Annotated in this window: 23 protein-coding genes and 1 pseudogene; 16 read left to right on the top strand and 8 right to left on the bottom strand. The window is 69.5% G+C overall.

Annotated features, from left to right (window positions below; genetic code table 11):
• Positions 1–47 precede the first annotated feature (47 nt).
• Positions 48–1,832 carry an aspartate--tRNA ligase gene (aspS, locus tag ABZ803_RS03975; protein ID WP_357032399.1) on the top strand — a complete coding sequence of 595 codons (1,785 nt, stop codon included), beginning with the start codon at positions 48–50 and terminating at the stop codon, positions 1,830–1,832.
• 73 nt (positions 1,833–1,905) lie between these two features.
• Positions 1,906–2,874, top strand: coding sequence for a DUF389 domain-containing protein (locus ABZ803_RS03970; protein ID WP_357032396.1), 969 nt, complete (start codon positions 1,906–1,908; stop codon positions 2,872–2,874).
• Between the two features lie 8 nt (positions 2,875–2,882).
• On the opposite strand, the gene ABZ803_RS03965 is transcribed toward ABZ803_RS03970, so the two are convergent.
• Positions 2,883–3,707, bottom strand: coding sequence for a hypothetical protein (locus ABZ803_RS03965; protein WP_357032393.1), 825 nt, complete (start codon positions 3,705–3,707; stop codon positions 2,883–2,885).
• 340 nt (positions 3,708–4,047) lie between these two features.
• On the opposite strand from ABZ803_RS03965, the gene ABZ803_RS03960 reads away from it, so the two are divergent.
• Together ABZ803_RS03960 and ABZ803_RS03955 are read left to right on the top strand one after the other, a co-directional pair.
• On the top strand, positions 4,048–5,217 hold the full coding sequence (locus ABZ803_RS03960) for a kinase (RefSeq protein WP_040867617.1): 1,170 nt from the start codon (positions 4,048–4,050) through the stop codon (positions 5,215–5,217).
• Between the two features lie 540 nt (positions 5,218–5,757).
• Positions 5,758–6,006, top strand: a complete 249-nt coding sequence (locus tag ABZ803_RS03955) for a hypothetical protein (protein WP_357032390.1) — start codon at positions 5,758–5,760, stop codon at positions 6,004–6,006.
• A gap of 15 nt (positions 6,007–6,021) precedes the next feature.
• On the opposite strand, the gene ABZ803_RS03950 is transcribed toward ABZ803_RS03955, so the two are convergent.
• The gene (locus tag ABZ803_RS03950; RefSeq protein ID WP_357032387.1) at positions 6,022–7,683 is read right to left on the bottom strand and encodes an alkaline phosphatase D family protein; all 1,662 of its coding nucleotides are present in this window, start codon (positions 7,681–7,683) and stop codon (positions 6,022–6,024) included.
• 126 nt (positions 7,684–7,809) lie between these two features.
• Here ABZ803_RS03950 and ABZ803_RS03945 point away from each other — a divergent pair, with 126 nt between their 5' ends.
• From ABZ803_RS03945 to ABZ803_RS03915, 7 genes are all read left to right on the top strand, one after another.
• Positions 7,810–9,153 carry a replication-associated recombination protein A gene (locus tag ABZ803_RS03945; RefSeq protein ID WP_157114168.1) on the top strand — a complete coding sequence of 448 codons (1,344 nt, stop codon included), beginning with the start codon at positions 7,810–7,812 and terminating at the stop codon, positions 9,151–9,153.
• 267 nt (positions 9,154–9,420) lie between these two features.
• Complete coding sequence (alaS, locus tag ABZ803_RS03940) at positions 9,421–12,090, top strand: alanine--tRNA ligase (RefSeq protein ID WP_357032383.1); 2,670 nt, start codon at positions 9,421–9,423, stop codon at positions 12,088–12,090.
• Positions 12,090–12,653: a Holliday junction resolvase RuvX gene (ruvX, locus tag ABZ803_RS03935; protein ID WP_357032381.1), complete on the top strand. Its 564-nt coding sequence runs from the start codon at positions 12,090–12,092 to the stop codon at positions 12,651–12,653. Before alaS ends, ruvX begins: the two co-directional genes overlap by 1 nt.
• Positions 12,650–14,137 carry an endolytic transglycosylase MltG gene (locus ABZ803_RS03930; protein WP_357032378.1) on the top strand — a complete coding sequence of 496 codons (1,488 nt, stop codon included), beginning with the start codon at positions 12,650–12,652 and terminating at the stop codon, positions 14,135–14,137. The genes ruvX and ABZ803_RS03930 overlap by 4 nt, the downstream gene beginning before the upstream one ends.
• The gene (locus ABZ803_RS03925; protein ID WP_357032375.1) at positions 14,127–14,954 is read left to right on the top strand and encodes a shikimate dehydrogenase; all 828 of its coding nucleotides are present in this window, start codon (positions 14,127–14,129) and stop codon (positions 14,952–14,954) included. The genes ABZ803_RS03930 and ABZ803_RS03925 overlap by 11 nt, the downstream gene beginning before the upstream one ends.
• Positions 14,955–15,002: 48 nt before the next feature.
• Entirely contained in the window at positions 15,003–15,449 is a 447-nt protein-coding gene (locus tag ABZ803_RS03920) for a B-4DMT family transporter (protein WP_357032372.1), read from the top strand.
• Positions 15,450–15,602: 153 nt separating this feature from the next.
• Complete coding sequence (locus ABZ803_RS03915) at positions 15,603–15,884, top strand: hypothetical protein (protein WP_357032369.1); 282 nt, start codon at positions 15,603–15,605, stop codon at positions 15,882–15,884.
• 84 nt (positions 15,885–15,968) lie between these two features.
• Here ABZ803_RS03915 and aroB read toward each other — a convergent pair whose 3' ends face one another.
• The 5 genes and pseudogenes from aroB to ABZ803_RS03890 all read right to left on the bottom strand — a co-directional run bounded on the left by aroB (position 15,969) and on the right by ABZ803_RS03890 (position 20,840).
• On the bottom strand, positions 15,969–17,090 hold the full coding sequence (aroB, locus tag ABZ803_RS03910) for a 3-dehydroquinate synthase (protein WP_040867583.1): 1,122 nt from the start codon (positions 17,088–17,090) through the stop codon (positions 15,969–15,971).
• A 365-nt stretch (positions 17,091–17,455) separates the two neighbouring features.
• Positions 17,456–17,974, bottom strand: a pseudogene (locus tag ABZ803_RS03905) (shikimate kinase); the annotation flags it as partial.
• Positions 17,971–19,179 (bottom strand): chorismate synthase, encoded by a 1,209-nt coding sequence (gene aroC / locus ABZ803_RS03900; RefSeq protein ID WP_357032701.1) that lies wholly within the window; start codon positions 19,177–19,179, stop codon positions 17,971–17,973. The gene aroC and the pseudogene ABZ803_RS03905, both read right to left, overlap by 4 nt.
• 96 nt (positions 19,180–19,275) lie before the next feature.
• The gene (locus ABZ803_RS03895) at positions 19,276–20,124 is read right to left on the bottom strand and encodes a universal stress protein (protein ID WP_357032366.1); all 849 of its coding nucleotides are present in this window, start codon (positions 20,122–20,124) and stop codon (positions 19,276–19,278) included.
• A gap of 242 nt (positions 20,125–20,366) precedes the next feature.
• Positions 20,367–20,840 (bottom strand): prepilin peptidase, encoded by a 474-nt coding sequence (locus ABZ803_RS03890; RefSeq protein ID WP_357032363.1) that lies wholly within the window; start codon positions 20,838–20,840, stop codon positions 20,367–20,369.
• Positions 20,841–21,063: 223 nt separating this feature from the next.
• On the opposite strand from ABZ803_RS03890, the gene ABZ803_RS03885 reads away from it, so the two are divergent.
• From ABZ803_RS03885 to ABZ803_RS03870, 4 genes are read left to right on the top strand one after another with little or no spacing between them, the layout of a single operon-like run.
• Positions 21,064–22,191 (top strand): Xaa-Pro peptidase family protein, encoded by a 1,128-nt coding sequence (locus ABZ803_RS03885; RefSeq protein ID WP_357032360.1) that lies wholly within the window; start codon positions 21,064–21,066, stop codon positions 22,189–22,191.
• A 49-nt stretch (positions 22,192–22,240) separates the two neighbouring features.
• Positions 22,241–22,804, top strand: a complete 564-nt coding sequence (gene efp, locus ABZ803_RS03880; RefSeq protein ID WP_040867576.1) for an elongation factor P — start codon at positions 22,241–22,243, stop codon at positions 22,802–22,804.
• A gap of 34 nt (positions 22,805–22,838) precedes the next feature.
• A complete protein-coding gene (gene nusB, locus ABZ803_RS03875; RefSeq protein ID WP_357032356.1) occupies positions 22,839–23,348 on the top strand; it encodes a transcription antitermination factor NusB in 510 nt (169 codons plus the stop codon).
• Positions 23,345–23,608 carry a YciI family protein gene (locus ABZ803_RS03870; RefSeq protein WP_357032353.1) on the top strand — a complete coding sequence of 88 codons (264 nt, stop codon included), beginning with the start codon at positions 23,345–23,347 and terminating at the stop codon, positions 23,606–23,608. Before nusB ends, ABZ803_RS03870 begins: the two co-directional genes overlap by 4 nt.
• A 267-nt stretch (positions 23,609–23,875) precedes the next feature.
• On the opposite strand, the gene ABZ803_RS03865 is transcribed toward ABZ803_RS03870, so the two are convergent.
• Entirely contained in the window at positions 23,876–25,138 is a 1,263-nt protein-coding gene (locus ABZ803_RS03865; protein ID WP_357032350.1) for an SLC13 family permease, read from the bottom strand.
• A 223-nt stretch (positions 25,139–25,361) separates the two neighbouring features.
• Here ABZ803_RS03865 and ABZ803_RS03860 point away from each other — a divergent pair, with 223 nt between their 5' ends.
• Entirely contained in the window at positions 25,362–25,850 is a 489-nt protein-coding gene (locus tag ABZ803_RS03860) for a DMT family transporter (RefSeq protein WP_357032347.1), read from the top strand.
• The last annotated feature ends 29 nt before the right edge of the window (positions 25,851–25,879 follow it).

Genomic DNA, 25,879 nt, shown 5'->3' with positions numbered 1-25,879 from the left:
CACCTGGTCACCCCGCGCCCGGTGTCAGCGTCGTCGAAAGGAACCCCGTGCTGCGCACCCACTTGGCTGGTTCGCTGCGAAGCGAGCATGCCGGTCAGACCGTCACTCTCACCGGTTGGGTGGCCCGGCGGCGTGACCACGGTGGGGTGATCTTCATCGATCTGCGCGACGCGTCCGGCGTGGCCCAAGCGGTATTCCGCGAGGGCATGCCCGCCGAACAGGCGCACCGGCTGCGCGCGGAGTACTGCGTGCGCGTCACCGGCACCGTGGAACCGCGCCCGAGCGGCAACGAGAACCCGGAACTGCCGACCGGCGCGATCGAGGTGAACGTCACCGAGCTCGAGGTGCTGAACGAGAGCGCGCCGCTGCCCTTCCAGCTGGACGAGCAGCCCGGTGAGGAAGCGCGCCTGAAGCACCGCTACCTGGATCTGCGCCGGGAAGGCCCGGCGCACGCCATCCGGCTGCGCTCCAAGGTCAACGCGGCCGCCCGCGAGGTGCTCGCCCACCACGAGTTCGTCGAGGTCGAGACTCCGACGCTGACCCGGTCCACGCCAGAGGGCGCTCGCGACTTCCTGGTGCCCGCCCGCTTGCAGCCGGGCAGCTTCTACGCTCTGCCGCAGAGCCCGCAGCTGTTCAAGCAGTTGCTCATGGTCGGCGGCATCGAACGCTATTACCAGATCGCGCGCTGCTACCGGGACGAGGACTTCCGCGCCGACCGGCAGCCGGAGTTCACCCAGCTCGACATCGAGATGAGCTTCGTGCGCCAGGAGGACGTGATCCTGCTGGCCGAGGAGATCCTGGTCGCGCTGTGGAAGCTGGTGGGCTACGAGATCCAGACCCCCATCCCGCACATGACCTACGCCGAGGCCATGCGCCGTTTCGGCAGCGACAAGCCCGATCTGCGCTTCGGCGTGGAGATCACCGAGTGCACCGACTATTTCAAGGACACCCCGTTCCGGGTGTTCCAGGCGCCCTACGTCGGTGCGGTGGTCATGCCGGGCGGGGCGAGCCAGCCGCGGCGCCAGCTGGACGCCTGGCAGGAGTGGGCCAAGCAGCGCGGCGCCAAGGGACTGGCGTACATCCTGGTGAACGAGGACGGCACGCTGGGTGGCCCGGTCGCCAAGAACCTCAGCGAAGCCGAGCGCGAGGGCTTGGCCAAGCACGTCGGCGCGGTGCCGGGGGACTGTGTGTTCTTCGCCGCGGGCGCACCGAAGGCGCAGCGCGCTCTGCTCGGTGCGGCGCGCGTCGAGATCGCCCGCAAGGTCGGCCTCATCGACGAGGACGCCTGGTCGTTCGTGTGGATCGTGGACGCGCCGCTGTTCGAGCCGACCGTCGAGGCGACCGCGAGCGGTGACGTGGCGGTGGGCCATTCCGCCTGGACCGCGGTGCACCACGCGTTCACCTCGCCGAAGCCGGAGTCGCTGGACACGTTCGACACCGACCCGGGCTCGGCGCTGGCCTACGCCTACGACATCGTCTGCAACGGCAACGAGATCGGTGGCGGGTCGATTCGTATCCACCGCCGCGACGTCCAGGAACGGGTCTTCGAGGTGATGGGCATCACACACGAGGAGGCCCAGGAGAAGTTCGGCTTCCTGCTCGACGCCTTCGCCTTCGGCGCTCCGCCGCACGGCGGCATCGCCTTCGGCTGGGACCGGGTCACCGCGCTGCTGGCGGGGGAGGACTCGATCCGCGAGGTCATCGCCTTCCCGAAGACCGGTGGCGGCGTCGACCCGCTGACCGACGCGCCCGCGCCGATCACCGCGCAGCAGCGCAAAGAGGCGGGACTGGACGTCAAGCCGGAGCAGAAGAAGGACGCGCCCGCCTCGTAGCGGCCGCTGCCGCGAACGGTATTTTCTGGTCAGCCGCGTCCGTGCCAGCTGACGCCGACCACGAGGAAACCCGTTGCTGCACTTGCGCATGATCAGCCCGCCGGAGAGCACCGACGAGGTGCTCGCGGTACTCGCCGCCGATCCCGGGGTCACGCACGTGACCCTGGCACGCGGTGCGGCGCTGGAGCCGAAGGGCGACCTCGTCCAGGCGGACGTGGCTCGCGAGGCCGCCAACGCCGTGCTCGAGGACCTCACGGCGCTGGGGATCTGCCGTTCCGGCGGCTTGACGCTCACACCGGTCGAGACGGTCTTGTCGGACGCGGGCGAACGCGCGGTGCACGAGGCGCCCGGCGATCCGAGCGACGCCGTGGTGTGGGAGGAACTGGTAGCGCAGACGCACGAGGAGTCGAGCCTCAACGCGACGTTCCTCGCGTTCCTGACGATCGCCTGCCTGCTCGCCGCCGTGGGCGTCACGACCGATTCGCCGGTGACGATCGTCGGCGCGATGGTCGTCGGTCCGGAGTTCGGTCCGTTGGCCGCGTTCGCGGTGGCGTTGGTGCGCAGGGATTTCCGGCTCGCCCGCCGCTCGGCCGTCGCGCTCGCGGTCGGTTTTCCGGTGGCGATGGTGGTCACGCTGCTGGCGACGCTGGTGTGGGAGCAGGTCGGCTGGATCACCATCGACGGGGTGGGCAGTATCGAACAGGTCGACTTCATCTACCAGGTCGGCCCGTTCTCCCTGGTCGTCGCGCTGCTCGCGGGCGCGGCGGGCATGTTGTCGCTGGTGACCGCGAAATCGGCCGCGCTGGTGGGCGTGTTCATCTCGGTGACCACCGTGCCCGCGGCCGGATTCGCCGTGGTGGCGGCGACTTTGGGGGAGTGGCGGGTAGCGTTCCTGTCCGCGGGCCAGCTCGCGGTGAATATGGGGGGCATCGTCGTGGCCGGGATCATCGTGCTCGCGCTCCGGCCTCGCGCGGGCGGCGAGGCCGGTCCGGTGGAACGATTCAAACGCTTGATCGGCATGCGCTCACCGATCGAGAAGTGAGGCGGGTTTCACACAGCGGCGACGGTACCGCCGGTGAGGGCGCGATAGGCGTAGGTCACGGCGATGACGGCGACCGGGCCCGCGATCAGCAGGCCGAAACCACACAGCAGTAGCCCCAGGAAGGTGACCACCAGCACCGCCAGCGCGAGCAGCAGCACCTGCCCGGCGTTGGCGACAACCAGGGTGAAGCTGGACTTCAGCGCCTCGAACGGACCCTGGTCCTGATCGACGACGAAATGCAGCGAGAACATGCACAGCCAGCCGGCGATCAGCCCGGGGATCAGGCAGATCGCCGAGCCGAGGAAGGTCAGCGTGAACGCCAGCAGCGCGGTGAGCAGCACATTGCCCGCGTTCACGAATCGGAAGTAGGCGCCGAAAGGTGGCGGGGTGCCGTCGGTTTCGTACAGGGCACCGCGCACCATCGCCGCCTGCAGCAGCCATATCCCGGCCATGACCGCCAGGAAGACGAGCAGCAGCGGCAGCATCGTCGTCGGGTCGGTGAGCTGGACGACGAGCACGAACGCCAGATATATGACCATGCCCACCGCGGTCACTCCGACCCACGGGCCCGGATTGGCCCGGAAGCGGGCCCAGCCGTAGCTGAGCGCCTGGCCCACGTCCAGTGTGCCCGGTCCTGTGGTGACCTGCTGGTAGCCGTAGACCGGCTCCTGGGCAGGCGCCGGGCCGGGCGGTGGCGCCCACCCTGGGCCGGTGCCCTGTGGGCCGTAGCTGGGGTGCGGCGCGCCCACTGGCGGAGGCGGCTGCACCGGTTCGCTGCCGTAGCGCGCCGCGCCGGGACCTTCGAACTGCGGGTATGCTGACGAACCGGCCATCTCCCGACGGGGTTGGCCGGTTGCGGGGGTGCCGCCTCGCGGATCGGGGTTCTCATGCTGCCCCGGCCGTGCCGCGAAGCGTTCCTCGTCGTTCGGGGAGGAAGCGCCACCAGGTGATTGTTTGGGTGCGGGGGGCGGTGTTTCGGTCATGCGTAGACCTTTCCACTCAACTGGTTTGCGGTGTGGCGCACGGCAGTTCACGATGAGAAAACCCGACGGGTGCACAGGTGTCAAGCGACCGGCGGCCACCCTCCGGCCTGGCCGGAGACACGCCGGGCGACGCGGAAAGGTTGTGTAACCGCTCGCTAGAAGTGACCCCATGCGAGTACTTTGAGAGGCGATGACCGCACTATTGGCCGAACGCGCCGCCGAAGTCGTGTCCGCAGCGCAACAGTTGCTCACAAAGCGAATGGGTGCTCCGGTAAAGCTGAGCGATCCGATCGAACTCAGCGGTAGTGGTAGGACGACCGTCCTACGTGTGCGAGTAGCGGAGAACGCTTTCTCGTTGCCGCGAACCCTGATAATCAAGCAGGTCCGTGGCGCCGCCCAGGATCGCCGGACCGGCGGTCTGGCGCCCGGGGTGGCCAGCATCGATTCCGCGTTCCTCCGCGAGACGGTGTCCTACCAGTTCACCACCGCACTGAGCCGGGAACACCGCCCGGGTGCGTACCTGATCGCGCACAGCCTCCCCGACCGGCTGTTGATCCTCAGCGACCTCGGTGAGAATTCACTGCTCACCGCCGTGCTGCGCTCCGGCGCCGAGCCGGCCACCCGCAACGCCCTCATGGCCTTCGCCCAGGCGCTGGGCCGGATGCACGCCGCCACCGTCGGGCGCGAGGCGGACTTCGTCGCGTTGCTGCGCCGGGTGGACGTGGTGCACCGGGTGGACGGCATCGCCCAGCAGGCCGAGTCGGCGATCGCCGAGGTGCCCGGCATGCTCCAGCGCGAACTGGGGATCGAGGTGCCCGGCGAGATCGCCGAGCGGATCGTGCGCGGCAACCGCCTGTACTCCGCGGGGCGCTTCCGGGCGTTCAGCCCGTCGGACCTCTGCCCGGACAATGTGATCTTGAACGAGGAGGGCGCCCGCTTCCTCGACTACGAGTGGGGCGGATTCCGCGACGCCACCCTGGACATCGCCTACGCGCTGGTGTCCTTCCCGGGCTGCCTGTGCGACCTCGAGCTCTCGCGCGAACGCGCCAACCAGATGGTCGAGGCGTGGCGCGCGGAAGTCGTGGGCGTGTGGCCCGCGCTGGCCGACGACGACCAGCTGGCCGAACGCATCTTGGAAGCCCGGCTGATCTGGGTGTGGCTGTCCACCTACTGGTTCCTGCCCGCCGACCACACGCGTATCGCGGCTGCCCGGGAGCACGGGCTGTCGGTGCCGCGCTCGGCGGCCCTGATCAACCGCTGGGCCGCGCTCGCCGAAGACGCGCGGTGCACAGGGGACGACATCGTGGGTGATTTCGCCGAGGACGTGTCGGCGATGCTGGAAGAGCGCTGGTCGGAGTAGGGCTTCGCGTTCGAGCAATCGGGCGTGGGCTGTGCTGGACCTCAGCGGTGCGAATTCGGCCGCCAGCTCTGTTGTCGTCCGGCGATCTTCTACCGGGCTGTGAAGCTTCTAACGCATCCCGGGCCTACCCCTGACCGCATCGCGGGCATGAGCAGAAAGAGGCTGCCGCCTTCGCCGGTGCCTTTGCCGCATTCCAGCACTGGCTGCGCTTGCGTGGCACCCCTGTGATGTGACCTGCTGGACGCGGTGCGCGCCTCACTGTGCCGCCCCGCAGCCGCGAGGCGATCGGCCAGGGCGACGAGCGGTTCTGACCGCCACCACGACCGCGCCGTCGATGCCCGCGACCGCGTCGACGCGATCCGGTACCGGTGGTCGATCGCCACCGTGATGGATCGGCCTGGAAAAGCCCATAGCGCTGCCCGTCTTGCGGCCATCGCAGAACCGAAACGTATGGATGCGAATCGGTCTGCGGGACCGGCATGATGAGAGGTCGGGAGCGCTCGGTTCAGGGGCACGGGCGCGGGGAAGCGGGAGTGCCGAATGGGTCAGCTACTGCTGGTATCGCTTGCGATCATGCTCGTCGCCGCGCCGCTCGGCGTCGTGATCCTGCGAAGAAACAGAAGCCGGAGCCGGGTCGAAGGCGACCCGGCGATCCGTGCCCGCGCGGCCGGAGCGCAGCTCAGCAAAGAGATTCGCGCCTATCAATGGCGGAACCGGCCGCATGGCAAGTCGGAGGACAACATCAGCGGTGGTGGTGGATGCGGTGGTGGATGCGGGGGCGGAGAGTGAGCTACCGCCCGGCGATCAGCCGAGCGGCCCCTGCCGCGGCTCGACCCGGCCCCCGGAACGAACGGCGAACGAAGCGCCATGGCGCACACCGGAATTCGGGTCGGTGACGTTCAACAGGTAGTACCAGTCCATCTGTGCCTGTTCCGCGGTGACCTCCAGCACGCCGTAGCCGTGCGAATCCAACTCCACGTACCGCAGATGACGGTTGATCGCCCCGAGCGATTCCGCGATCGGCGCGGAATTCGTCCGCAGCAGGTCGCCGATGCTGGACGAGGTCACCGACGGCACCACGAACTCGGCGCCCGCCGTCGCCCCGCCCGGGTAGCTCGCCGCGTCCACCGGGAGATCCGCGGCCCACGAGGAGTGGATGTCCCCGGTCAGGAACAGCACGTCGGAGATCTGCTGGTCGAGGATGGCGCGGAAGAGGCGGGTGCGGTCGGCGGTGTAACCGTCCCACTGGTCACCGTTCAGTGACGGGCCGGACTCCGGGACGCCCAAGGTACTGGTGATCGCGGCCGTGGTGGCAGGCTCCAGTGGCGGGAAGACCAGCGGAGCGATCATCACCGAGTTGCCGACCAGCTTCCAACGCACCGGCGCGGACGCCAAGCCCGCGGTCAGCCACTCCATCTGCGCCTTACCGGTGATGGTGCGCGCCGGGTTGTCGGCCTCCCGCCAGTTCGCTCCCGGTTTCGCCTCCTCGTCGCGGTAGCTGCGCAGATCGAGCATGCTGAGTTCGGCCAAGGTGCCGAAGCGCAGCCTGCGGTAGATCCGCACGTCGGTGCCGGACCCGGACGCGCGGACCGGCATCCATTCCACGTAGGCCTGCGCGGAGGCGGCGCGCCGGTCGATCCAGCTGCCCTCGGTCGCGGGATCGTGGTTGTGCGCGCCGCCGGACCAGGAGTTGTCCGCGGATTCGTGGTCGTCCCAGGTGCAGATGAACGGCAGCGTGGCGTGCAGACCGAGCAGATCCGGGTCGGTCTTGTACTGGGCGTGGCGGATGCGGTAATCGGTCAGGCTGACGATCTCGTTCGCCGGTTCGTGCGCACGCACGGTGCCGTTGCGGCCGCCGTACTTGCCGCGACCGTATTCGTAGATGTAATCGCCCAGGTGCACGATCGCGTCCAGGTCGGTGCGGCCGGCCAGGTGACGGTAGGCGCCGAACCAGCCCGCCTCCCAGTTCGAGCACGAGACCACGCCGAATCGAAGGCGGTCCGGTGTGTCCGCCGTGGCGGGCGCGGTTTTGGTGCGGCCGACGGCGGAGGTCTGGCCGAGGGCACTGAAGCGATAGAAGTACTCGACGTTCGGCGCGAGGCCGGAGACGTCGACCTTGACGGTGTGGTCGGACTCCGCCGCGGCCGTCGCGGTTCCGGAGGCGGCGATCGAGAGGAATTGCTCGTCCGCGGCGATCTCCCACCGCACGGTCGCCGGGTCGCCCACGCCCGAACCGGGCGTCGCGTCGTCGGAGACGGTGACGCGGGTCCAGAGGATGACGCCGTCGGGAAGCGGGTCGCCCGAGGCGACGCCGTGCCGGAATGCCGGTGTCGCGGCTTGCGCGCGTCCGGCGCCCGCCACCGCGGTGGCGGTGGCGGTGGCGGCGGCCGCGCTGCCCTTCAGAAGGGCGCGCCGAGCGAAGCGGGTGGCGGACGATGGATCTGAAACGGATGCGTTTTCAGGCACGGGTACCGATCCCATCCGAAGTACCGGCGGCGCGCAACTCGGTTCGCGGCCGCGCCGGTCCGCGGCGCAATGAGGACGGGGGAACGGCATGTCGCGCTGTCGGTGCGGCTGGGTAACGTTCGTCTGGTGAGCGATGGTTTGTTCGACGTGCCCGGTGCCGCGGTGCCCCCGGAGCATTCGATCGACACCGTGGTGCGCAGGGACGCGGGCGCGCCGCTGGCCGTGCGCATGCGTCCGGCCACGCTGGAGGAAGTGGTCGGCCAGCAGCATCTGCTCGGCCCCGGCTCGCCGCTGCGCAGGCTGATCGAGGGATCGGGCGCCGCCTCGGTGCTGCTGTACGGGCCGCCCGGAACGGGCAAGACCACCCTCGCCTCGCTCATCTCACAGGCCACCGGACGGCGGTTCGAGGCGCTGTCGGCTCTCTCGGCCGGCGTCAAGGAGGTGCGCGCGGTCATCGACATGGCGCGGCGCAGGCTGTCGGCGGGCGAGCAGACCGTGCTGTTCATCGATGAGGTGCACCGTTTCTCCAAGACCCAGCAGGACGCGCTGCTGGCCGCGGTGGAGAACCGCATCGTCCTGCTGGTCGGCGCGACCACCGAGAACCCGTCGTTCTCGGTGGTGTCGCCGCTGCTGTCGCGCTCGCTGGTGCTGCAACTGCGGTCGCTGACCGAAGCCGACATCCGTCAGGTGCTCGGCCGCGCGATCGCCGACCCGCGTGGGCTCGCGGGCGAGTACACCGTCACCGACGCCGCGCTCGAGCACATCGTCCGGATCGCGGGCGGCGACGCCCGCCGCGCGCTGACCGCGCTGGAAGCGTCGGCCGAATCCTCGCTCGACGGCACCGTCGACGTGGACCTGGTCGAGGCCAGCGTGGACAAGGCCGCCGTCCGCTACGACCGCGCCGGCGACCAGCACTACGACGTGATCAGCGCGTTCATCAAGTCCATCCGCGGCTCGGACGTCGATGCCGCCTTGCACTACCTGGCACGCATGCTCAGCGCGGGCGAGGACCCTCGCTTCATCGCCCGCAGGCTGATGATCCACGCCAGCGAGGACATCGGCATGGCCGATCCGATGGCGTTGCAGACGGCGACCGCCGCCGCGCAGGTGGTGCAGCTGGTCGGCCTGCCCGAGGGGCGCCTCGCGCTCGCGCAGGCGACGATTCATCTGGCGACCGCCCCGAAATCCGGCGCCGTGGTGGCCGCGATCGGAGCGGCCATGGCCGATGTCGCGGCGGGTAAGGCGGGCCCGGTCCCGCCGCACCTGCGTGATGGTCACTACGCGGGTGCGGCGGCACTCGGCAACGCGCAGGGCTACCGGTACCCCCACGATGACAAAGACGGCGTGCTCGCCCAGCAGTATCCGCCCGACGAACTGGTCGGCGTCGACTACTACCGTCCCACCGACCACGGGCACGAACGCGAAATCGGTCCCCGGGTCGACAAGCTGCGCCGCATCGTCCGAGGTTGACCGCTCGTGCCGGGCGTACGGCGCCGGTATCGGTGCATCCGGCGCCACCGGCCAGGCCACAGTGTCGTGTTCAGCGACCCGGAAGACGGCGTCTACAGCGGGACCGACCGACGGGTGTCCGGGAAGCCCGTCGAGCCGCCCGCTCCGGTGTACTCGATGCCGGACAGCGAGCCGCCGCGGGGCTGGGTTCGCTGAGCGGTCGCGGGGACGCGACGGGTGCACGGTCGATGAAAATTCGCGTGCGTGGCACCGGTAGGCTGGGTATTCGTGCAGACCCACGAGATTCGACGGCGTTTCCTGGACCACTTTCTCCGTGCCGGCCATACCGAGGTGCCGAGTGCCTCGCTGATCCTGGCCGACCCGAACCTGCTGTTCGTCAACGCAGGCATGGTCCAGTTCAAGCCGTACTTCCTGGGTCAGGAGGCGCCGCCGTACCCGCGGGCGACCAGCGTGCAGAAATGCGTGCGGACCGGCGATATCGAAGAGGTCGGCGTCACCACGCGGCACAACACGTTCTTCCAGATGGCGGGGAACTTCTCCTTCGGTGACTATTTCAAGGAGGGGGCGATCACGCTCGCCTGGGAACTGATCTCCAAGCCGCAGGACGAAGGCGGTTACGGCTTCGACCCCGAGCGGATCTGGGTGACCGTCTACCAGGACGACCCGGAGGCCGCCGAGATCTGGAAGCGGGTCGCGGGCATGCCCGAGGAGCGCATCCAGTTCCGCGACGGCAAGGACAACTACTGGGACATGGGCGTGCCCGGCCCCGGTGGACCCTGCTCGGAGATCTACTACGACCGCGGGCCCGAGCACGGCCGCGACGGGGGACCGGTCGCCGACGAGGACCGCTACCTCGAGATCTGGAATCTCGTGTTCATGCAGGACGTCCGCGGTGAGCTGAGTCCGAAGCTGGGGCATCCGCCGGTCGGGTCGCTGCCGAAGAAGAACATCGACACCGGTATGGGCGTCGAGCGGATCGCGCTGCTGCTGCAGGGCGTGGACAACGTCTACGAGACCGACCTGCTGCGCCCCATCATCGACAAGGCCGAGGAGCTGACCGGGCGTTCCTACGGCGTGCAGCATGAGGACGACGTCCGCTTCCGCGTGATCGCCGACCACGCCCGCACCGCCGCCATGCTCATCGCCGACGGCGTGAACCCGGGCAACGACGGCCGTGGCTACGTGCTGCGCCGCCTGCTGCGCCGCATCGTGCGCTCGGCGCGCCTGCTCGGCGCCGAGAAGCCGGTGATGAGCGAGTTCATGAAGGTCGTCAGCGACCTGATGGCCCCGTCCTACCCGGAGCTGGCCACCGACTTCCGCCGGATCGAAACCGTCGCCGTCGGCGAGGAGACGGCGTTCCTGAAGACGCTGAACACCGGCTCCACCTTGTTCGACAACACCGCCGCCGCGGTGAAGGCCGGGGGCGGCAGCACGATCGCCGGGTCGGACGCGTTCACCCTGCACGACACCTACGGTTTCCCGATCGATCTGACGCTGGAGATGGCCGCCGAGGCCGGGCTGTCGGTCGACGAGGAGGGCTTCCGCTCGCTCATGGCCGAGCAGCGCAAGCGCGCCAAGGAGGACGCGCAGTCCCGTAAGCACGCCCACGCCGACCTGACGATCTACAAGGAGTTGGTCGACCGGGGCGCCACCGAGTTCACCGGCTTCGACGAGCTCACCTCCGAGGCCACCGTGCTCGCCCTGATCGCCGACGGCGTCCGGGTGCCCGCCGCGACCGTCGGGCAGGACGTCGAGGTGATCCTGGACCGCAGCCCGCTCTACGCCGAGTCCGGCGGCCAGATCGCCGACCGCGGCTCCATCACCGCCTCTTCGGGCCTGAAGCTGCGCGTCAACGACGTGCAGAAGATCGCCAAGAAGCTGTGGGTGCACAAGACCACCGTGGAGCACGGCCAGGTCACCGAGGGCGATATCGTGCTCGCCCAGGCCGATCCCGCGTGGCGGCGCGGCGCCACGCAGGGCCATTCCGGCACGCACATGGTGCACGCTGCCCTGCGGCAGGTGCTCGGCCCGAACGCCGTGCAGGCCGGTTCCCTGAACAAGCCGGGCTACCTGCGCTTCGACTTCAACTGGCAGGGCCAGCTGTCCGAGCAGCAGAAGGCCGACATCGAGGCCGTGTCCAACGACGCGGTAGGCGCCGACTTCCCGGTGAACACTTTCCTCACCGATCTGCCGAAGGCCAAGCAGATGGGCGCGCTGGCGCTGTTCGGCGAGAACTACGGCAACGAGGTCCGCGTCGTGGAGATCGGCGGCCCGTTCTCCATGGAGCTGTGCGGCGGTACGCATGTGCAGCATTCCTCGCAGATCGGCCCGATCACCGTGCTCGGCGAGTCGTCGGTCGGCTCCGGTGTGCGGCGCGTCGAAGCGTTCGTCGGCCTGGACTCCTACAAGTACCTGGCCAAGGAGCGCGCGCTGCTGGCCGGTGTCGCCTCCGCGCTGAAGGTGCCCTCCGAAGAGGTGCCGGGTCGCGTCGAGCAGCTCGTGGAGCGGCTCAAGGTGGCCGAGAAAGAACTCGAGCGCACGAAGATGGCGGCCGTGCTGTCGTCGGCGGCCACATTCGTCGAGGAAGCCGAGCGGATCGGCCGCCTGCTGCTGGTCGCCGTGGCTGCGCCGGAGGGCGTGCCCGCGGGAGATCTGCGCACCCTCGCCACCGACATCCGCGGCCGGTTCGGCAGCGAGCCCGCCGTGGTGGTGCTGCTCGGCAACGCCGACGGCAAGGTGCCGTTCGTGGTCGCCGTGAACAAGCCCGCGCAGGAACTCGGCATCAAGGCGGGTGATCTGGTCGGCAGCTTCGGCCCGAGTATCGCCGGACGCGGCGGCGGTAAGCCGGAGATGGCCCAGGGCGCGGGGTCGGATCCGTCCGGCATTCCGGCGGGCCTGGCCGCGGTCCGCGCGCGGGTGGCCGAACTCGCCGGGTGATGGGCGAGCCCGCGGAATCGGAGAGGTCGGCGCAGCGCGGCGCCGACCGGCCGGATCCCGCCACCGACCCCGGCCGGGGCAGGCGGATCGGCGTCGACGTCGGCAGTGTCCGGATCGGGGTCGCCGCGTGCGATCCCGACGGCATTCTCGCCACGCCGGTGGAGACCGTACCGCGCGCGAAATCGTCACGGCGTTCGGCTCCCGCACCCGATATCGAAAGAATTGCCGAAATTGTGCGGGAGTACGAGGCAGTCGAGGTAATAGTCGGATTGCCGCGAACATTACGCGGGGAGAAGGGGACTGCGGCTACGCTGGCCAGCGCATTCGCTGAGCGATTGCGGGCTGCCGTCGGGCCGGTGCCGGTCCGGCTTTCCGACGAACGTTTGACTACGGTGTCAGCTGCACGTGCATTGCGGGACAGTGGAGTTCGCGCGCGTGGCCAGCGGCAGGTGATCGATCAGGCGGCGGCCGTGTCGATCCTGCAAGGATGGTTGGACGAACGGAGTGCGGTGTTGAGGTCGGTGGAAGCGGGACGTTCCGCGTCGCCCGGGGACGATGCATGACGGATCGGTGGGCGCGGGCCGAGGAACTGTTCCGACAGCGCGAAGCTGATCGGCGGTATCGGAGAGACGACCGGGCCTGGGGCGAACACGACGACGGCGACGACTACTACGACGACGACACGACCGTCATCCCCCGCTACGTCGATGACGAGGAGGAGGAGCCGCCCACTCCCCCTCCGCCCGCCCCGCGGCGTGGCGGGCAGCGTGCGAGCGCCACTCGCGAGCAGGCGCCGCGCCGCGCGAAGCGCGTGCAGCCGGAGCGTTCGGAGCGTCCTGGTCGACGTGGCAAGCGATCCCGGGTGGCCTCGCGCAAAGCCGCCGAGCGCAAGCGGCGCCGCCGGACCATATGGATCGTCGGCGGCGTCTTCGCGCTGATGTTCGCCGGCGCCGTGGTCTTCGCGGGCATGAAGCTGGTCGCCAGTTTCGGCCCGCCGGAGGACTTCGCGGGTCCGCCCGGACCCTTGGTGATCGTGCAAGTGCACGACGGCGACACCTCGACGCAGATCGCGGCGACCATGCACGACAAGGGCGTCGTCGCCAGCACCGGCGCGTTCATCGAAGCGGCCGTGCGGAATTCGAACATGAACGCGGTGCAGCCGGGCTTCTACGCGATCGCGAGCCGCAGTCCCGCCGCGCAGGCGGTCGCCGCGCTGGTCGGCAAGGACTCCAGAGTCGGCAACCTGGTCGTCTCCGAAGGACGTCTGCTGCACGACCAGCACGACATGAGCACCGGCGGGCGGTACGACGGCATCTACCGCAAGATCGCCGAGGCCAGCTGCATCGGCACCGGCGCGAACCAGAAGTGCGTGACCTACGAACAGCTCGATGCCGCGGGCGCGAGCCTGGACCTGGCCTCGCTCGGGGTGCCTGCGTGGGCGATGCAGGGTGTCAAGGACTGCCCGGACCGGGCGAGACAGCTGGAAGGCCTGATCGCCGCGGGCACATGGGATTTCGATCCCAGCGGCACACCGGAACAGATCCTGCGGCAATTGGTGTCCGCGAGCGCGAAGAGCTACGAATCCACCGGATTGCTGCAGTCGGGCGCCGACACGAAACTGACGCCCTATGAGACGCTGGTCGCCGCCTCGCTGGTGGAACGTGAGGCGAAGCCACAGGACATGGGCAAAGTGGCACGGGTGATCGTGAACCGGCTGCGGGTCGATCAGATGCTGCAGTTCGACTCGACGGTGAACTACACCCTGGACCGCACCGAGGTGGCGACCACCGACGCCGACCGCGCTCAGGAAACCGCCTGGAACACCTATGCGATGCAGGGTCTGCCCAAGACCCCGATCGCCGCGCCGTCGTTGAACGCGTTGCGTGCGATGGAGAATCCGGAAGTGGGGCCCTGGCTGTACTTCGTCACCGTCGACAAGCAGGGCACCACCTTGTTCACCGACGACTACCAGGAGCATCTGCGCCTGATCGCACGCGCGCAGCGCAGCGGCATTCTCGACAGTTCCAAGGACAGCGGTGGCCGGTAGTCGCAAGGCCGCGGTGCTCGGTAAGCCGATCGCGCACTCGCGATCGCCCCAGCTGCACCTGGCCGCGTATCGCGCGCTCGGGCTGGACTGGAGCTACGAGCGGATCGAATGCTCGGCCGAGCAACTGCCCGGGTTCGTCGACGGGCTGGGCCCGGAATGGGTCGGTCTCTCGGTGACCATGCCCGGCAAGGAAGCGGCACTGGCCTACGCGCACGAGCGCACCGAGCGTGCCGTGCTGGTCGGATCGGCCAACACCTTGGTCCGCACCGGCGCAGGCTGGCTGGCCGACTGCACCGACGTCGATGGCGTGCTCGGTGCGCTGCGCGGCGCAGGGGCCGGAGAACTGGCCGAAGGTGTGGTGTTGGGCGCGGGCGGTACCGCGCGCCCCGCTCTGCTGGCGCTGTCGGAGCTGGGCGCGAAGTCGGTCACCGTGGTCGCGCGGGACGCGAACCGGGCGCGCGGTGCGCTCGAACTCGCCGAGCGGCTCGGAATGGTTGCCGCGCTGGCCGCGTTCGAGGCCGGGCCGCTCCAGGGGATCTGCGCGGCGGCGGGCGCCGTGATCAGTACCGTTCCCGCCACGGCGGCCGCGGTCGTCGCCCCTGCGGTGGCCGAGGCTCCGGTGGTGCTCGACGCGATCTACAACCCATGGCCGACACCGCTGGCCGAGGCGGTGTGGAGGGCCGGGCACACGGTGGTCAGCGGTTTGGAGATGCTGCTGAACCAGGCCTACGGGCAGGTCGAGCTGTTCACCGGGCAGCCCGCGCCGCGCGCGGAAATGGCGGCGGCGCTGGACGAGGGGCACCGGCCCCGGAATTGATACCGGTTCTAGTTTGGTTGAGCGCGACGCGGGGTTAGGGTGGTGCGCATGAATGCTTGGGTGTTGCGGGCGATCGTGCTCGGTGCGCTGGTCGTCGTGCTGCGCGCCGCGCTGGGGTTCGCGATGGTGTACTGGCCGACCCACGGGGCGTGGATGCGTGCGCTCGCACTGATCGTGCTGGTCGCGGCCGCCCTGTACTGGGGTTTCCTGGACGGACGCAAGGACAGGACGGCCCAGCCCGATCCCGACCGCGGCACCGACCTGACACTGCTGTGGCTGAAGGCCGCGGTGGTGGCCGGCGTCGGCAGCGGTCTCGCCGCCTGGCTGCTCGACTGGTTGCCCAAATTCGACCTGGGAGACAACGGCCTGCTTTTCGAACTCACCGCGGCCGCGGCGTTCATCGTCCTGCTGATCTTCATCTTCGCCCTCATCGGCGTGGGGATCGGCCGCGCACTCGCCGACCGCGCCGCAAGCAAACAGTCCACCCCCGCCTGAGGCCGCCTCGCGCATCGATGCAATCGGACGGGGTGAAGTTGCTCGTCCGCGTCATTTGCTGACGCATTGCCATAGGTGGCGATGCGGACAACCGGCCGTGCCGGTGCGCACCACCCTTTCCGCTGCCGACGCCGCCGGTTATGCTGCTGTGCAATGCATTTCAACGGGAGGGGAAGCGTTGTGCTGATTCGATTCGGGGTCACCGCGGCGATGGCGATCGCCGCGTCCGCGTTCGTGTTCGGCGGTCAGGCGGCGGCGAAAGCCGATGGCTGTGCCTCGGCGCAGCCAAAGTGGGGATTCAAATGTGTGTCGTCGGCGTCGAACGTCTCGCTGGCGAGCTGCATGAAGGACGCGCCGCTCTGGAACGATCACGCGGAGTGCGTTCCGCGAAACGACGGCAGTGGTAGGTACGACCTCTGGGTTCCGTCTCACTGAGACGAGAAACGGCGGACCCTCCTGGAGGGTCCGCCGTTCCTCGTTCGGTCGAACACCACGTCCGGCACCGGGCGTGTCATGGCTCTACAGCAGGATGCCGCCGGTGTCGGGCTTGCCTTCGCGCGCCACGGCGGAGTAGGCGGCGGCCAGCAATGTGGGATCGGGTCCCTCGAGTCGGCCCGGCTTGGCGAGACCGTCGAGCACGACGAAGCGCAGCACGCCGGAGCGCGTCTTCTTGTCGGTCTGCATGGCGTCCAGCAGTTGCGGAAGTGCGTCGGCGTCGTAGCTGGTCGGCAGCCCGACGGCGGTCAGGATCGCGCGATGACGGTCGGCGGTGTCGTCGTCGAGACGGCCCGCGAGACGGCCGAGTTCGGCGGCGAACACCAGCCCGACGGAGACCGCCGCGCCGTGCCGCCACCGGTAGCGCTCCCGCCGCTCGATCGCGTGCCCGAGGGTGTGACCGTAGTTGAGGATCTCGCGGAGGCTGGACTCCTTCAGATCGGCGGCGACGACGTCGGCTTTCACCTGGATCGCGCGGCGGATCAGCTCCGGCAGCACCTCGCCGGACGGGTCGAGGGCGGCCTCGGGGTCGCGCTCCACCAGATCGAGGATCACCGGGTCGGCGATGAAACCGGCCTTGATGATCTCGGCCATGCCCGCCACGATCTCGTTGCGCGGAACCGTCTCCAGCGTGGCCAGGTCGACCAGCACGGCGGCGGGCTCGTGGAAGCAGCCGACGAGGTTCTTGCCTGCCTCGGTGTTGATGCCGGTCTTGCCGCCGACCGCCGCGTCGACCATGGCCAGCAGCGTGGTGGGCACGTGCACGATGCGCACCCCGCGCATCCAGGTGGCGGCGACGAACCCGGCCAGGTCGGTCGCCGCGCCGCCGCCGAGGCTGACCACGACGTCGTTGCGGGTCAGGCCGATGCGCCCGAGCACCTCCCAGCAGAACCCGGCGACGGCCAGGTCCTTGCCCGCCTCGGCGTCCGGGATCTCGACACGATGCGCGTCGATGCCGGTGTCGGCCAGCGCCTTCCGCACCGCTTCGGCGGTCTCGGCGAGCGGCGGCTGATGGAAGATGGCCACGGTGCGCACGCCTTTGGTCGCGCCGCTGACCGACTCGACGAGTTCTCCGAGCAACCCGCGACCGATGATCACCGGGTACGGGTCGGCGGTCCGGACTTCGAGACGACTCGGCTCTGTCACGTGGCTTGCTCCGATTCTGTTGTTGCTGTTGTCGACTGCTGACGCGCCCGGGCACGGGCACGGCGTGCGCGGGCACGCCTGGATCGGTTGCCTGCCGCGGTCTCGCCGTCGCTCGTTCCGTTGGCGGCGTCGGGTTCGCTCGTACGGCCCCTGCGCGTACGGCGGGATCGAGCGGTGGTGGTCGCCGCCGATTCCTTCGTGGCACCGGTTTCGGTGGCGGTGCTCTCGCCCTGATCGGCGGTCGTGCGCCGGGCCGCGGCCCTGGCTCTGGCGCGACGGCGGGACCGGGATCGGCTGCTGCCCTGCGGAATCCCGCTCGGCGGCGGCCGGAGGTCCGCTTCGGCGTGCTCGACCGGCTCCATACCGAGCTTGGTCATGATCATCCGTACCACCCGGCTCGGACTGCGACCGTCGGTGCGGACCCGGACGGTGGCCACCTCCCGGTAGAGCGGCCTGCGGGCGCGCATCAGCTCCCGGTACTTCGCGCCGGGGTCGGCGCCGTTGAGCAGCGGCCGCTGGGTGCTCGCGCCGGTGCGCCGAAGCCCCTCGGCCACACTGATCTCCAGATAGACCACGGTGCGGCCGCGCAGAAGGGCTCTGGTGTCGGCGGACAGCACGGCGCCGCCGCCCAGCGAGACCACACCGCGCTCGGCGAGGACGGCGCGGCGGACCACCCGCTCCTCGATCCTGCGGAATTCGGGCTCACCGTCTTCGGCGAAGATCTCCGGGATGGTGCGACCGGTCTCCCGCTCGATACCCGCATCGGTGTCGTACAGCTCGACGCCGAGCTCCCTCGCGAGCTTGCGGCCGATCGTCGACTTGCCCGCCCCCGGCGGTCCGACCAGCACCACGCGCGGGGCGCGCGGATCGGTCTGCACGATCATTGCGACCGACTGTCCGCGGGCACGTGGGGGCGAGTGCTGATGCGCTTGATGTAGCTGGTGATGTTCTCGACCGTCTCGGTGAGCGAATCGCCGCCGAACTTCTCCAGCGCCGCCTGCGCGACGACCAGCGCCACCATGGATTCGGCCACCACGCCCGCCGCGGGAACGGCGCACACGTCCGAACGCTGGTGGATGGCGACGGCCTCGTCTCCGGTGGTCATGTCGACGGTGGACAGCGCGCGCGGCACCGTCGAGATCGGCTTCATGGCGGCACGCACGCGCAGCGCCTCGCCGTTGGTCATGCCGCCCTCCAGGCCACCGGCGCGATTGGTGGAGCGCAGCACGCCGTCGGGGCCGGGCCGCATCTCGTCGTGCGCCTGGCTGCCGCGGCGGCGTGCGGTCTCGAAACCGTCACCGACCTCGACGCCCTTGATGGCCTGGATTCCCATCAGGGCGGCCGCGAGGCGCGCGTCCAGCCGGTTCTCGCCGCTGGTGAACGAGCCGAGGCCGACCGGAAGTCCCTCCACGACCACCTCGACCACACCGCCGAGGGTGTCGCCGTCCTTCTTGGCCGCCTCGATCTCGGCGATCATCGCGGCTTCGGCGTCCTTGTCGAACGCCCGCACCGGGCTCTCGTCCACCGCGGCGAGATCGGCGGCGGTCGGCACGATGCCGGAGGTGTTCTGCGCCGTGCCGATCGACACGACGTGCGAGACGACCTCCGCGCCGAACGCCTGGCGCAGGAAGTTGCGGGCGACGGTGCCCGCCGCGACGCGTGCGGCGGTCTCCCTGGCACTGGCGCGCTCGAGCACGTTGCGGGCGTCGTCGAAGTTGTACTTGAGCATTCCGGAGTAGTCGGCGTGCCCCGGCCGGGGGCGGGTCAGCGGTGCGTTGCGGGCCAGCTCGGCGAGTTCGGCCGGATCGACCGGGTCTGCGGACATCACGGTGGTCCACTTCGGCCACTCGGAGTTGGCCACCTCGATGGCGACCGGGCCGCCCATCGTGCGCCCGTGCCGCACACCGCCGACGACGGTGACCTTGTCGGCCTCGAACTTCATCCGCGCGCCGCGGCCGTAGCCCAGCCTGCGGCGCGCGAGCTGCGTGGAGATCTCGTCCGACGTCACCTCGACGCCTGCCACCATCCCCTCGAGGAGGGCGACGAGAGCGGGACCATGGGATTCTCCAGCAGTTATCCAACGCAGCACGTCGTTCATCTTCCCATGTCGACGCCGGTGCTCGGGAACGTGGCCCGCCGTGACGACGCGCACGCCGGACGACGGGCGATACCACCCGCCGACGCCTCAGCGGGCTATGACGATGGGGCGATCCACCGAGCGCAGCAGCGCGTCACCCACCGAACCGAACAGCAGCCGTCCCAGGGCTCCGCGGCCACGGTTGCCCACCACCAGCAGTTGCCCCTCGCGGGAGCGTTCGAGCAACCGCCGCTCCGGCCGGTCGCGGACGACTTCGCGCCGGATGGTGAGTTCCGGGTACTGCTCCTGCCAACCGGCCAGGCTCGTGGCGAGCAACGCTTCCTCGGTCCGGCGCAGCGCGGTCCAGTCGGTGCCGATCGCACCGAGCGGCTCGACCTCGCCCCAGGTGTGCACGGCCACCAGTTCGACCCCGCGCAGCGAGGCTTCGGTGGCCGCGACCTCGATGGCGGCTTGCTCGGCGGCGGAGCCGTCCACCCCGACGATCACCGGCCCGGTGCCGGCCCGGTCCCACAGCGGCGTCTCGGCGGGCACCACCGCCACGGGGCAATCGGCGTCCCGGGCGACGGCGGTGCTGACCGAGCCGAGCAGGACTCGCTGGACACGGCCGATACCGCGGGTGCCGACCACGAGCATCGCCGCGCTGCGAGAACGCTCGATCAGGGCGGTGGCGATGTGCGCGGTGCGGATCTCGGTGCCGATGGCGATGTCGCGCACGGTACGCGCGGCCGCCACCGCGGCGTTCGCGGCGCGCTCGATCGCCTCGTCCGCTTCGCGCACCCGCAGCAACGCCGCCGGGCGCGGCGGATCGTCGTCGTCGGAGGCGAGCGGCGACTCGACGACCAGCGCGATGTGCAGGGGCGCGTCGTGCAGCGCGGCGGTCTGCGCCGCCCAGCGGACCGCGACGATCGATGGGTCCGAACCGTCGGTCCCCACCACGATCGGTCTCCGCGACGAATGCCTCGGATGCACTGGGTGGCTCCTTCCCGACGCCGCTTCCGCTGTCCTGGCGACTCGACCGGGCGACTCGCCGAACTGCCGCCCCCGCGAGTGCCGCCGCGGTGGCTGCTCGGAAAGTCGTTGCCCGCGACTGATGCTACCGATGAATTGCGGTTGATTTGCTGGCTTCGTGATCGCGGAGGGGGCGCCGCGGAGACGCGCCGGCGCGGTGGCGGGCGAACTCAGGTCGAACCCAGGGCCGATGAGAGCAAGGCCAGCAAAGTCGCCAGGCACATCGCGGGACCGTGTGGCACGGTGACCGCGCGGTTGCCCGGCCCGGCGGCGCGAGAGGTGAGTACGCCACGGCAGGCCGATGCGCCGAGCGCGGCACACGCGGTGAGCGCCGGTGCTCCGAGTGCCGCCCACACCCACGGCCGCGCACCGCCGAGTGCGGCAGCCCCGCCCAGCATCACCGCGAGCTTGACATCGCCCGCACCCAGCGCGGCCGGTGCGGCGAGATGTACCAGCAGGTACGGCGCGGACAGCAGCAGTGCGCCCAGCAGCGCGGCGGTGAATTGCCCTGTGAGCACGGCATATCCGAGGACCGTCAGCGCGCCCGTGCCGGTCAGTCCGTTCGGCAGGCGGCGTTCGCGTAGGTCGAACACTGTCAGGACCGCGCACCACACGGTGAGGACGGCGCATGCGAGAAGGGTCATGCCTCCACCTTCGCCCGGCGCGGGCGCGGGAAAGCTGGGCCGATCCGGAATGTGCACAACATGGCCGGATGTGAACAGGTCGTTGTTCAGCAGTCGCTCTCGATCGTGAGAAACAGTTCCTGCCAGCGGTTTTCGCGAAACACCCCGTGCTGTGAACGCGGTGGACGGCGGGCGAGCACGTGTTGACTGTCGGTGTGCGGTGCGTCGGCGGTAGTTTTGAGGTATGTGTGCAGATCACCAGGGTCATGTGCCGGACTACGCGGCGCGGCGCGGCGCGCTGCGCAGCCTGTTGGTGGAGAACGGGGTGGACGCCCTGCTGGTCACCGATCTGGTGAACATCAGATATCTGACGGGGTTCACCGGCTCCAACGCGGCGTTGCTCGTGCACTCCTGGGACACGCGCACCGCTGAGGAACGCACGGTGATCGGCACCGACGGCCGGTACCGGACCCAGGTCGCCGAGCAGGTTCCCGACCTGCGGGCGGAGATCGCGCGGGCCACCTCCCGGCGGATCGTGCAATTGGCGGGGGAGTGGCAGGTCGGCCGGGTGGGCTTCGAAAGCCATGTCGTCACCGTCGAGCAGCATCGCGGTTTCCTAGAACAGCGCACCGGCCTGCAGTTCGTCGCCTCGCCCGGGCTGGTGGAGCAGTTGCGCATGGTGAAAGACGCTTACGAAGTGGAGCAGTTGCGCGCGGCGTGCGCGGCGGGCGACGCCGGTCTGGCCGCGCTGCTGGAGCGGGGCGGATTGCGGCCCGGTCGCACCGAGCGCCAGGTGGCCCGGGATCTGGAATGGGCCATGTTCGAGCACGGCGCGGAAGCGGTGTCGTTCGAGACCATCGTGGCCACCGGCCCGAACTCGGCTGTCCCACACCATCGTCCGACCGGCGCCGTGCTGGCGGCGGGTGATTTCGTCAAGCTGGACTTCGGGGCGGTGGTCGGCGGCTATCACTCCGACATGACCCGCACTTTCGTGCTCGGCACGCCGAGCGACTGGCAGCGCGAGGTGTACGCGCTGGTCGCCGCGGCGCAGCGGGCCGGACGCGAGGCGCTGCGGCCGGGGATTCCGGTGGCCGACGTGGACGCGGCGTCGCGGGCGGTCATCGAGGCCGCCGGGCACGGGAAGTTGTTCGTGCACGGACTCGGTCACGGGGTCGGTTTGCAGATCCACGAAGCGCCCGGAATCGCGAAAACCGGAACCGGTACACTTCTGTCTGGCGTGGCGGTGACCGTCGAACCAGGTGTGTACTTTCCCGGCCGCGGCGGGGTCCGGATCGAGGACACGCTCGTGGTGCGCGAAGGGGGCCCTGAGCTGCTCACCCACACCAGCAAAGACCTGACCGTCGTCGCCTGACGCCGGTCTGCCCCGAGACCAAGCGGTAGAACGAGGAGATCCGAAGACAGTGGCGGACACCAGCGACTTCAAGAACGGCCTTGTGCTGAAGATCGACGGTCAGCTCCAGCAGATCATCGAGTTCCAGCACGTCAAGCCGGGCAAGGGCCCCGCGTTCGTGCGGACCAAGCTGAAGAACGTCGTGTCCGGCAAGGTCGTCGACAAGACCTTCAACGCCGGTGTGAAGGTGGAGACCGCCACCGTCGACCGCCGCGACATGACCTACCTCTACCACGACGGCTCGGACTACGTCTTCATGGACGGTGAGACCTTCGACCAGATCTCCATCTCCGAGGCCACCATCGGCGACGGCGCCCGCTTCCTGCTGGAGAACATGAACGTCCAGGTCGCGATGCACGAGGGCGCGCCGCTGTACGTCGAGCTCCCGGTCTCGATCGAGCTCGTGGTCCAGCACACCGACATCGGCCTGCAAGGTGACCGCTCCACCGGCGGCACCAAGCCCGCCACCCTGGAGACCGGCGCCGAGGTGCAGGTCCCGCTGTTCATCAACACGGGCGACAAGCTGCGCATCGACTCGCGCGACGGCAGCTACCTCGGCCGGGTCAACGCCTGAGCGCCCGGGCCTGCGAATCCGGGATGATGTGACCGTGGCTGAACAGCCCGTGGACAAGAAGTCCGCGTACAAGAAGCTCGGCGCACGGCACAAGGCCCGCCGCCGGGCGGTCGACCTGCTGTTCGAGGCGGAGGCCAGAGACGTCGACGCCGCCGACCTGCTCGACGAGCGCGCCGAACTCGCCAACCGCGACCAGTCGGTCGCGCCGGTGCACCCCTACACCCGCACCTTGGTCGGTGGCGTAGCCGACGACCTCGACCGGGTGGACGGCACCATCGAGTCGTACCTGCAGGACTGGACACTCGCGCGTCTGCCCGCCGTGGACCGCGCGATTCTGCGCATCGCGGTCTGGGAGCTGTTCCACGCGAGCGACGTCCCGCCGGTCGTCGCCGTGGACGAGGCGGTGGAGCTGGCCAAGGAGCTGTCCACCGACGATTCCCCGTCCTTCCTCAACGGCGTGCTGGGGCAGGTCGTCCTGGTGGCGCCGCAGGTGCGCGCCGCGGCGGCCGCGACGAGGGCGCCGCGCCCGGAGCCCGAGCCGTGAACAAGTACCTCGTGCTGGTGATGCGCACTCCGCGCTTCGACGCCGCCGTGACCGAGCCGCACCGGCAGTTCCTGCGGTCGCTGCGCGACCGTGGGCAGTTGCAGGAGAGCGGTCGCTTCACCGACGGCACCGGTGGCGCGTACGTGATTCTCGCCGAGAATCTCGACGCCGCACGGGAAATAGCGTTCACCGATCCCGTGCACACCACCGGCGCCTCGGAACTGACCGTCTACGAGTGGGAAATCACCACACCGAACTGAGGGCGCCACGGCGCCGCATCCTCGCTTCGGTCCCGGTATAGGCGCTCGCAAGTTCAGCTCCGCTCACCGCCCGAAGCCAAAGGCGATGCCTGTTTTCATTGCGGTCGTTCCGACGCCGCCCAGCGCCTCGACCCGGTCTCGAAGGTGGAACTCCCGCTGGTGGGTGTACGGATGACCAGCGGGAGCACGACCGATCCTCGTACCTCGACCGCACTCGAGGTCAAGCGGGCGTCGCAGGCACTGAGCGGCGACCGCTGTCTCGGCGGGCTAACCTGTGAGCAACAGCGCCGCGACCGCGCCGGCGGTGGCGGTCACCGCGAGGACGAGGCCGGTCAGGACGAATCGCTTCATCGGAACGCGCACATCGTGCATGCGGCAGAACTCCAAGCACAGCAGCGTCGCGAGCGAGGCCCACGGCGTGACGATCGAGCCGATATTGGTACCGATCAACAGCCCGAGAAGCTGATCGCCGTTCTGCCGGGGAATCACCGCCTCGCCCGCGGTGTAGGCCGGTAAGTTGTTCGCGATGTTCGAGAGGCCGGCGCCTGCCGCGGCGGCCCGGAACGCTCCGGACGCGCCGGGATCGGTCCCGATCAAGGCGTGCATCGCGTCGGCGAGGCCGAACCGGCTCAGCGTGGGCACCACCAGGAACAGGCCGACTACGAAGACGAGCAGCCGCCACGGGATGAGCGACAGCCGCAGGGCGGCGCGGTCGAAGACCGCGAACGCCGCCACGGCGATGAGCGCCGCGAGCATCGCCGCGATACCGATCCGGTCGCCGACGACGGGGATCGCGATGACGAACAGCGAACAGGCGCCCGCGGTGGCCAGCAGCAGCGCGCGCTCCCGGAAGTTCGCGGGGCGGATCGGCTCGGGCGGCACATAGCGATCGGTGTCCCGTCGTCCTCGCCGCCAGTACCACAGCCACAGGCACACCATCGTCGCCGCGATCGAAACCAGTTGCGGCGCCCACATCTTCGCCGCGAAGCCGGTCGCGGTCAGTGCCACGCGATCGGCGGCGAGCAGATTGGTGAGATTGGAGACCGGCAACAGCAGACTCGCGGTGTTGGCCAGCCAGAGCGTGGTCATGGCCAGCGGAAGCGGCGGAATGCGGGCGGGCGCGGCGAGGGCCAGCATGACCGGGGCGATCAGCACTGCCGTGGTGTCGAGATTCAGCACGATGGTCGTGGCGGAGGCGAACAGGACACAGAGTCCGAACAGCGCGGGATAGTGACCGCGACCGAGGATCGCGATCCGATGGGCGATGACGTCGAAGACCTTGGCTCGCCTGGTCAGTTCGGCCAGCACGATCACGCTGGCGAGGAACAGCAGCAACGGGCCGACGCGACGCATGTTCGCGACGGCCTCGGTGCGGGGCAGGAGACCGGTGAGCACACACAGCAGACCTGCCCCCAGCAAGCCGAGCCGGACCCGGTCCAGGACGCTCAGCCGCGGCTTCGATGCCGGCGTGGCCGGGGCGGAGGGCGAGTTACGCGAAGAGGAATCGACCAGGTCGGGCACGAGTGCCATGATCGCAGCCCTTCGTTCGCGCCCCTTTCGGCCGGGGCGGCTTATGTAGTCGGCGCCCAATGGATTACCCGTTGAACGTGCCGTTATCCGATGGTACGTTATTCAAGTCACAGGTCGGCCCGGATGTCGGCTCGACCACATTCAGGCCGTTTCGGGGGCCCGGGGAGTTGCGTCCGAGCCGCCTTCGGTTCTCGTCCGCCGCCGAATCAAGGATGTGTTGCCCATGAGCATCGCCATCGGACTGGTCTTTCTGTTCATCTTGGTCGGAGGCAGCCTACGGTCGGCCGAAGCGGGCTGTCAGAACACGTTGATGAACCACATGAAGAACATGTGGCTCTGCGCCGTGATCTCCTACGCGGTAGCGCTTACCGGCTTTTCGATTTTCCTCGCCCTGTCGTCGAAGTCGCCGTGGCCGACGCTCGACGACCTGCGGAACATGCCGTGGTGGGCGCCGTTCGGCGGCTTGCTGGGCGGCGCGGCCGTGATGGGAATGATCGCCGTCGCCCGATACGTCGGTGTGGCGACCTTCAGCGCACTGGTGATCGTCGGCGAGATGGTGGTCGCCGTGATCATGGACCACTTCGGACTGATGGGATTCGACGAGCGATCCGCCAGTCTGCCCCGTCTGCTGGCATGCGGGCTGATCACGCTCGCGATCTACCTGATGGCCGACGAGCCCGCGGCCGGCGAGCCCAGGGTCAGCGTCACCTGACCCGAGAACACCCACCGCTGCCGGTCCAA

Origin of the sequence: Nocardia sp. NPDC047648 (genome assembly GCF_040642815.1) — a bacterium.
Lineage (GTDB): Bacteria > Actinomycetota > Actinomycetes > Mycobacteriales > Mycobacteriaceae > Nocardia > Nocardia gamkensis.
Note: the sequence above shows the minus strand (reverse complement) of the source record. Positions and strands in the feature narration are given on the sequence as shown.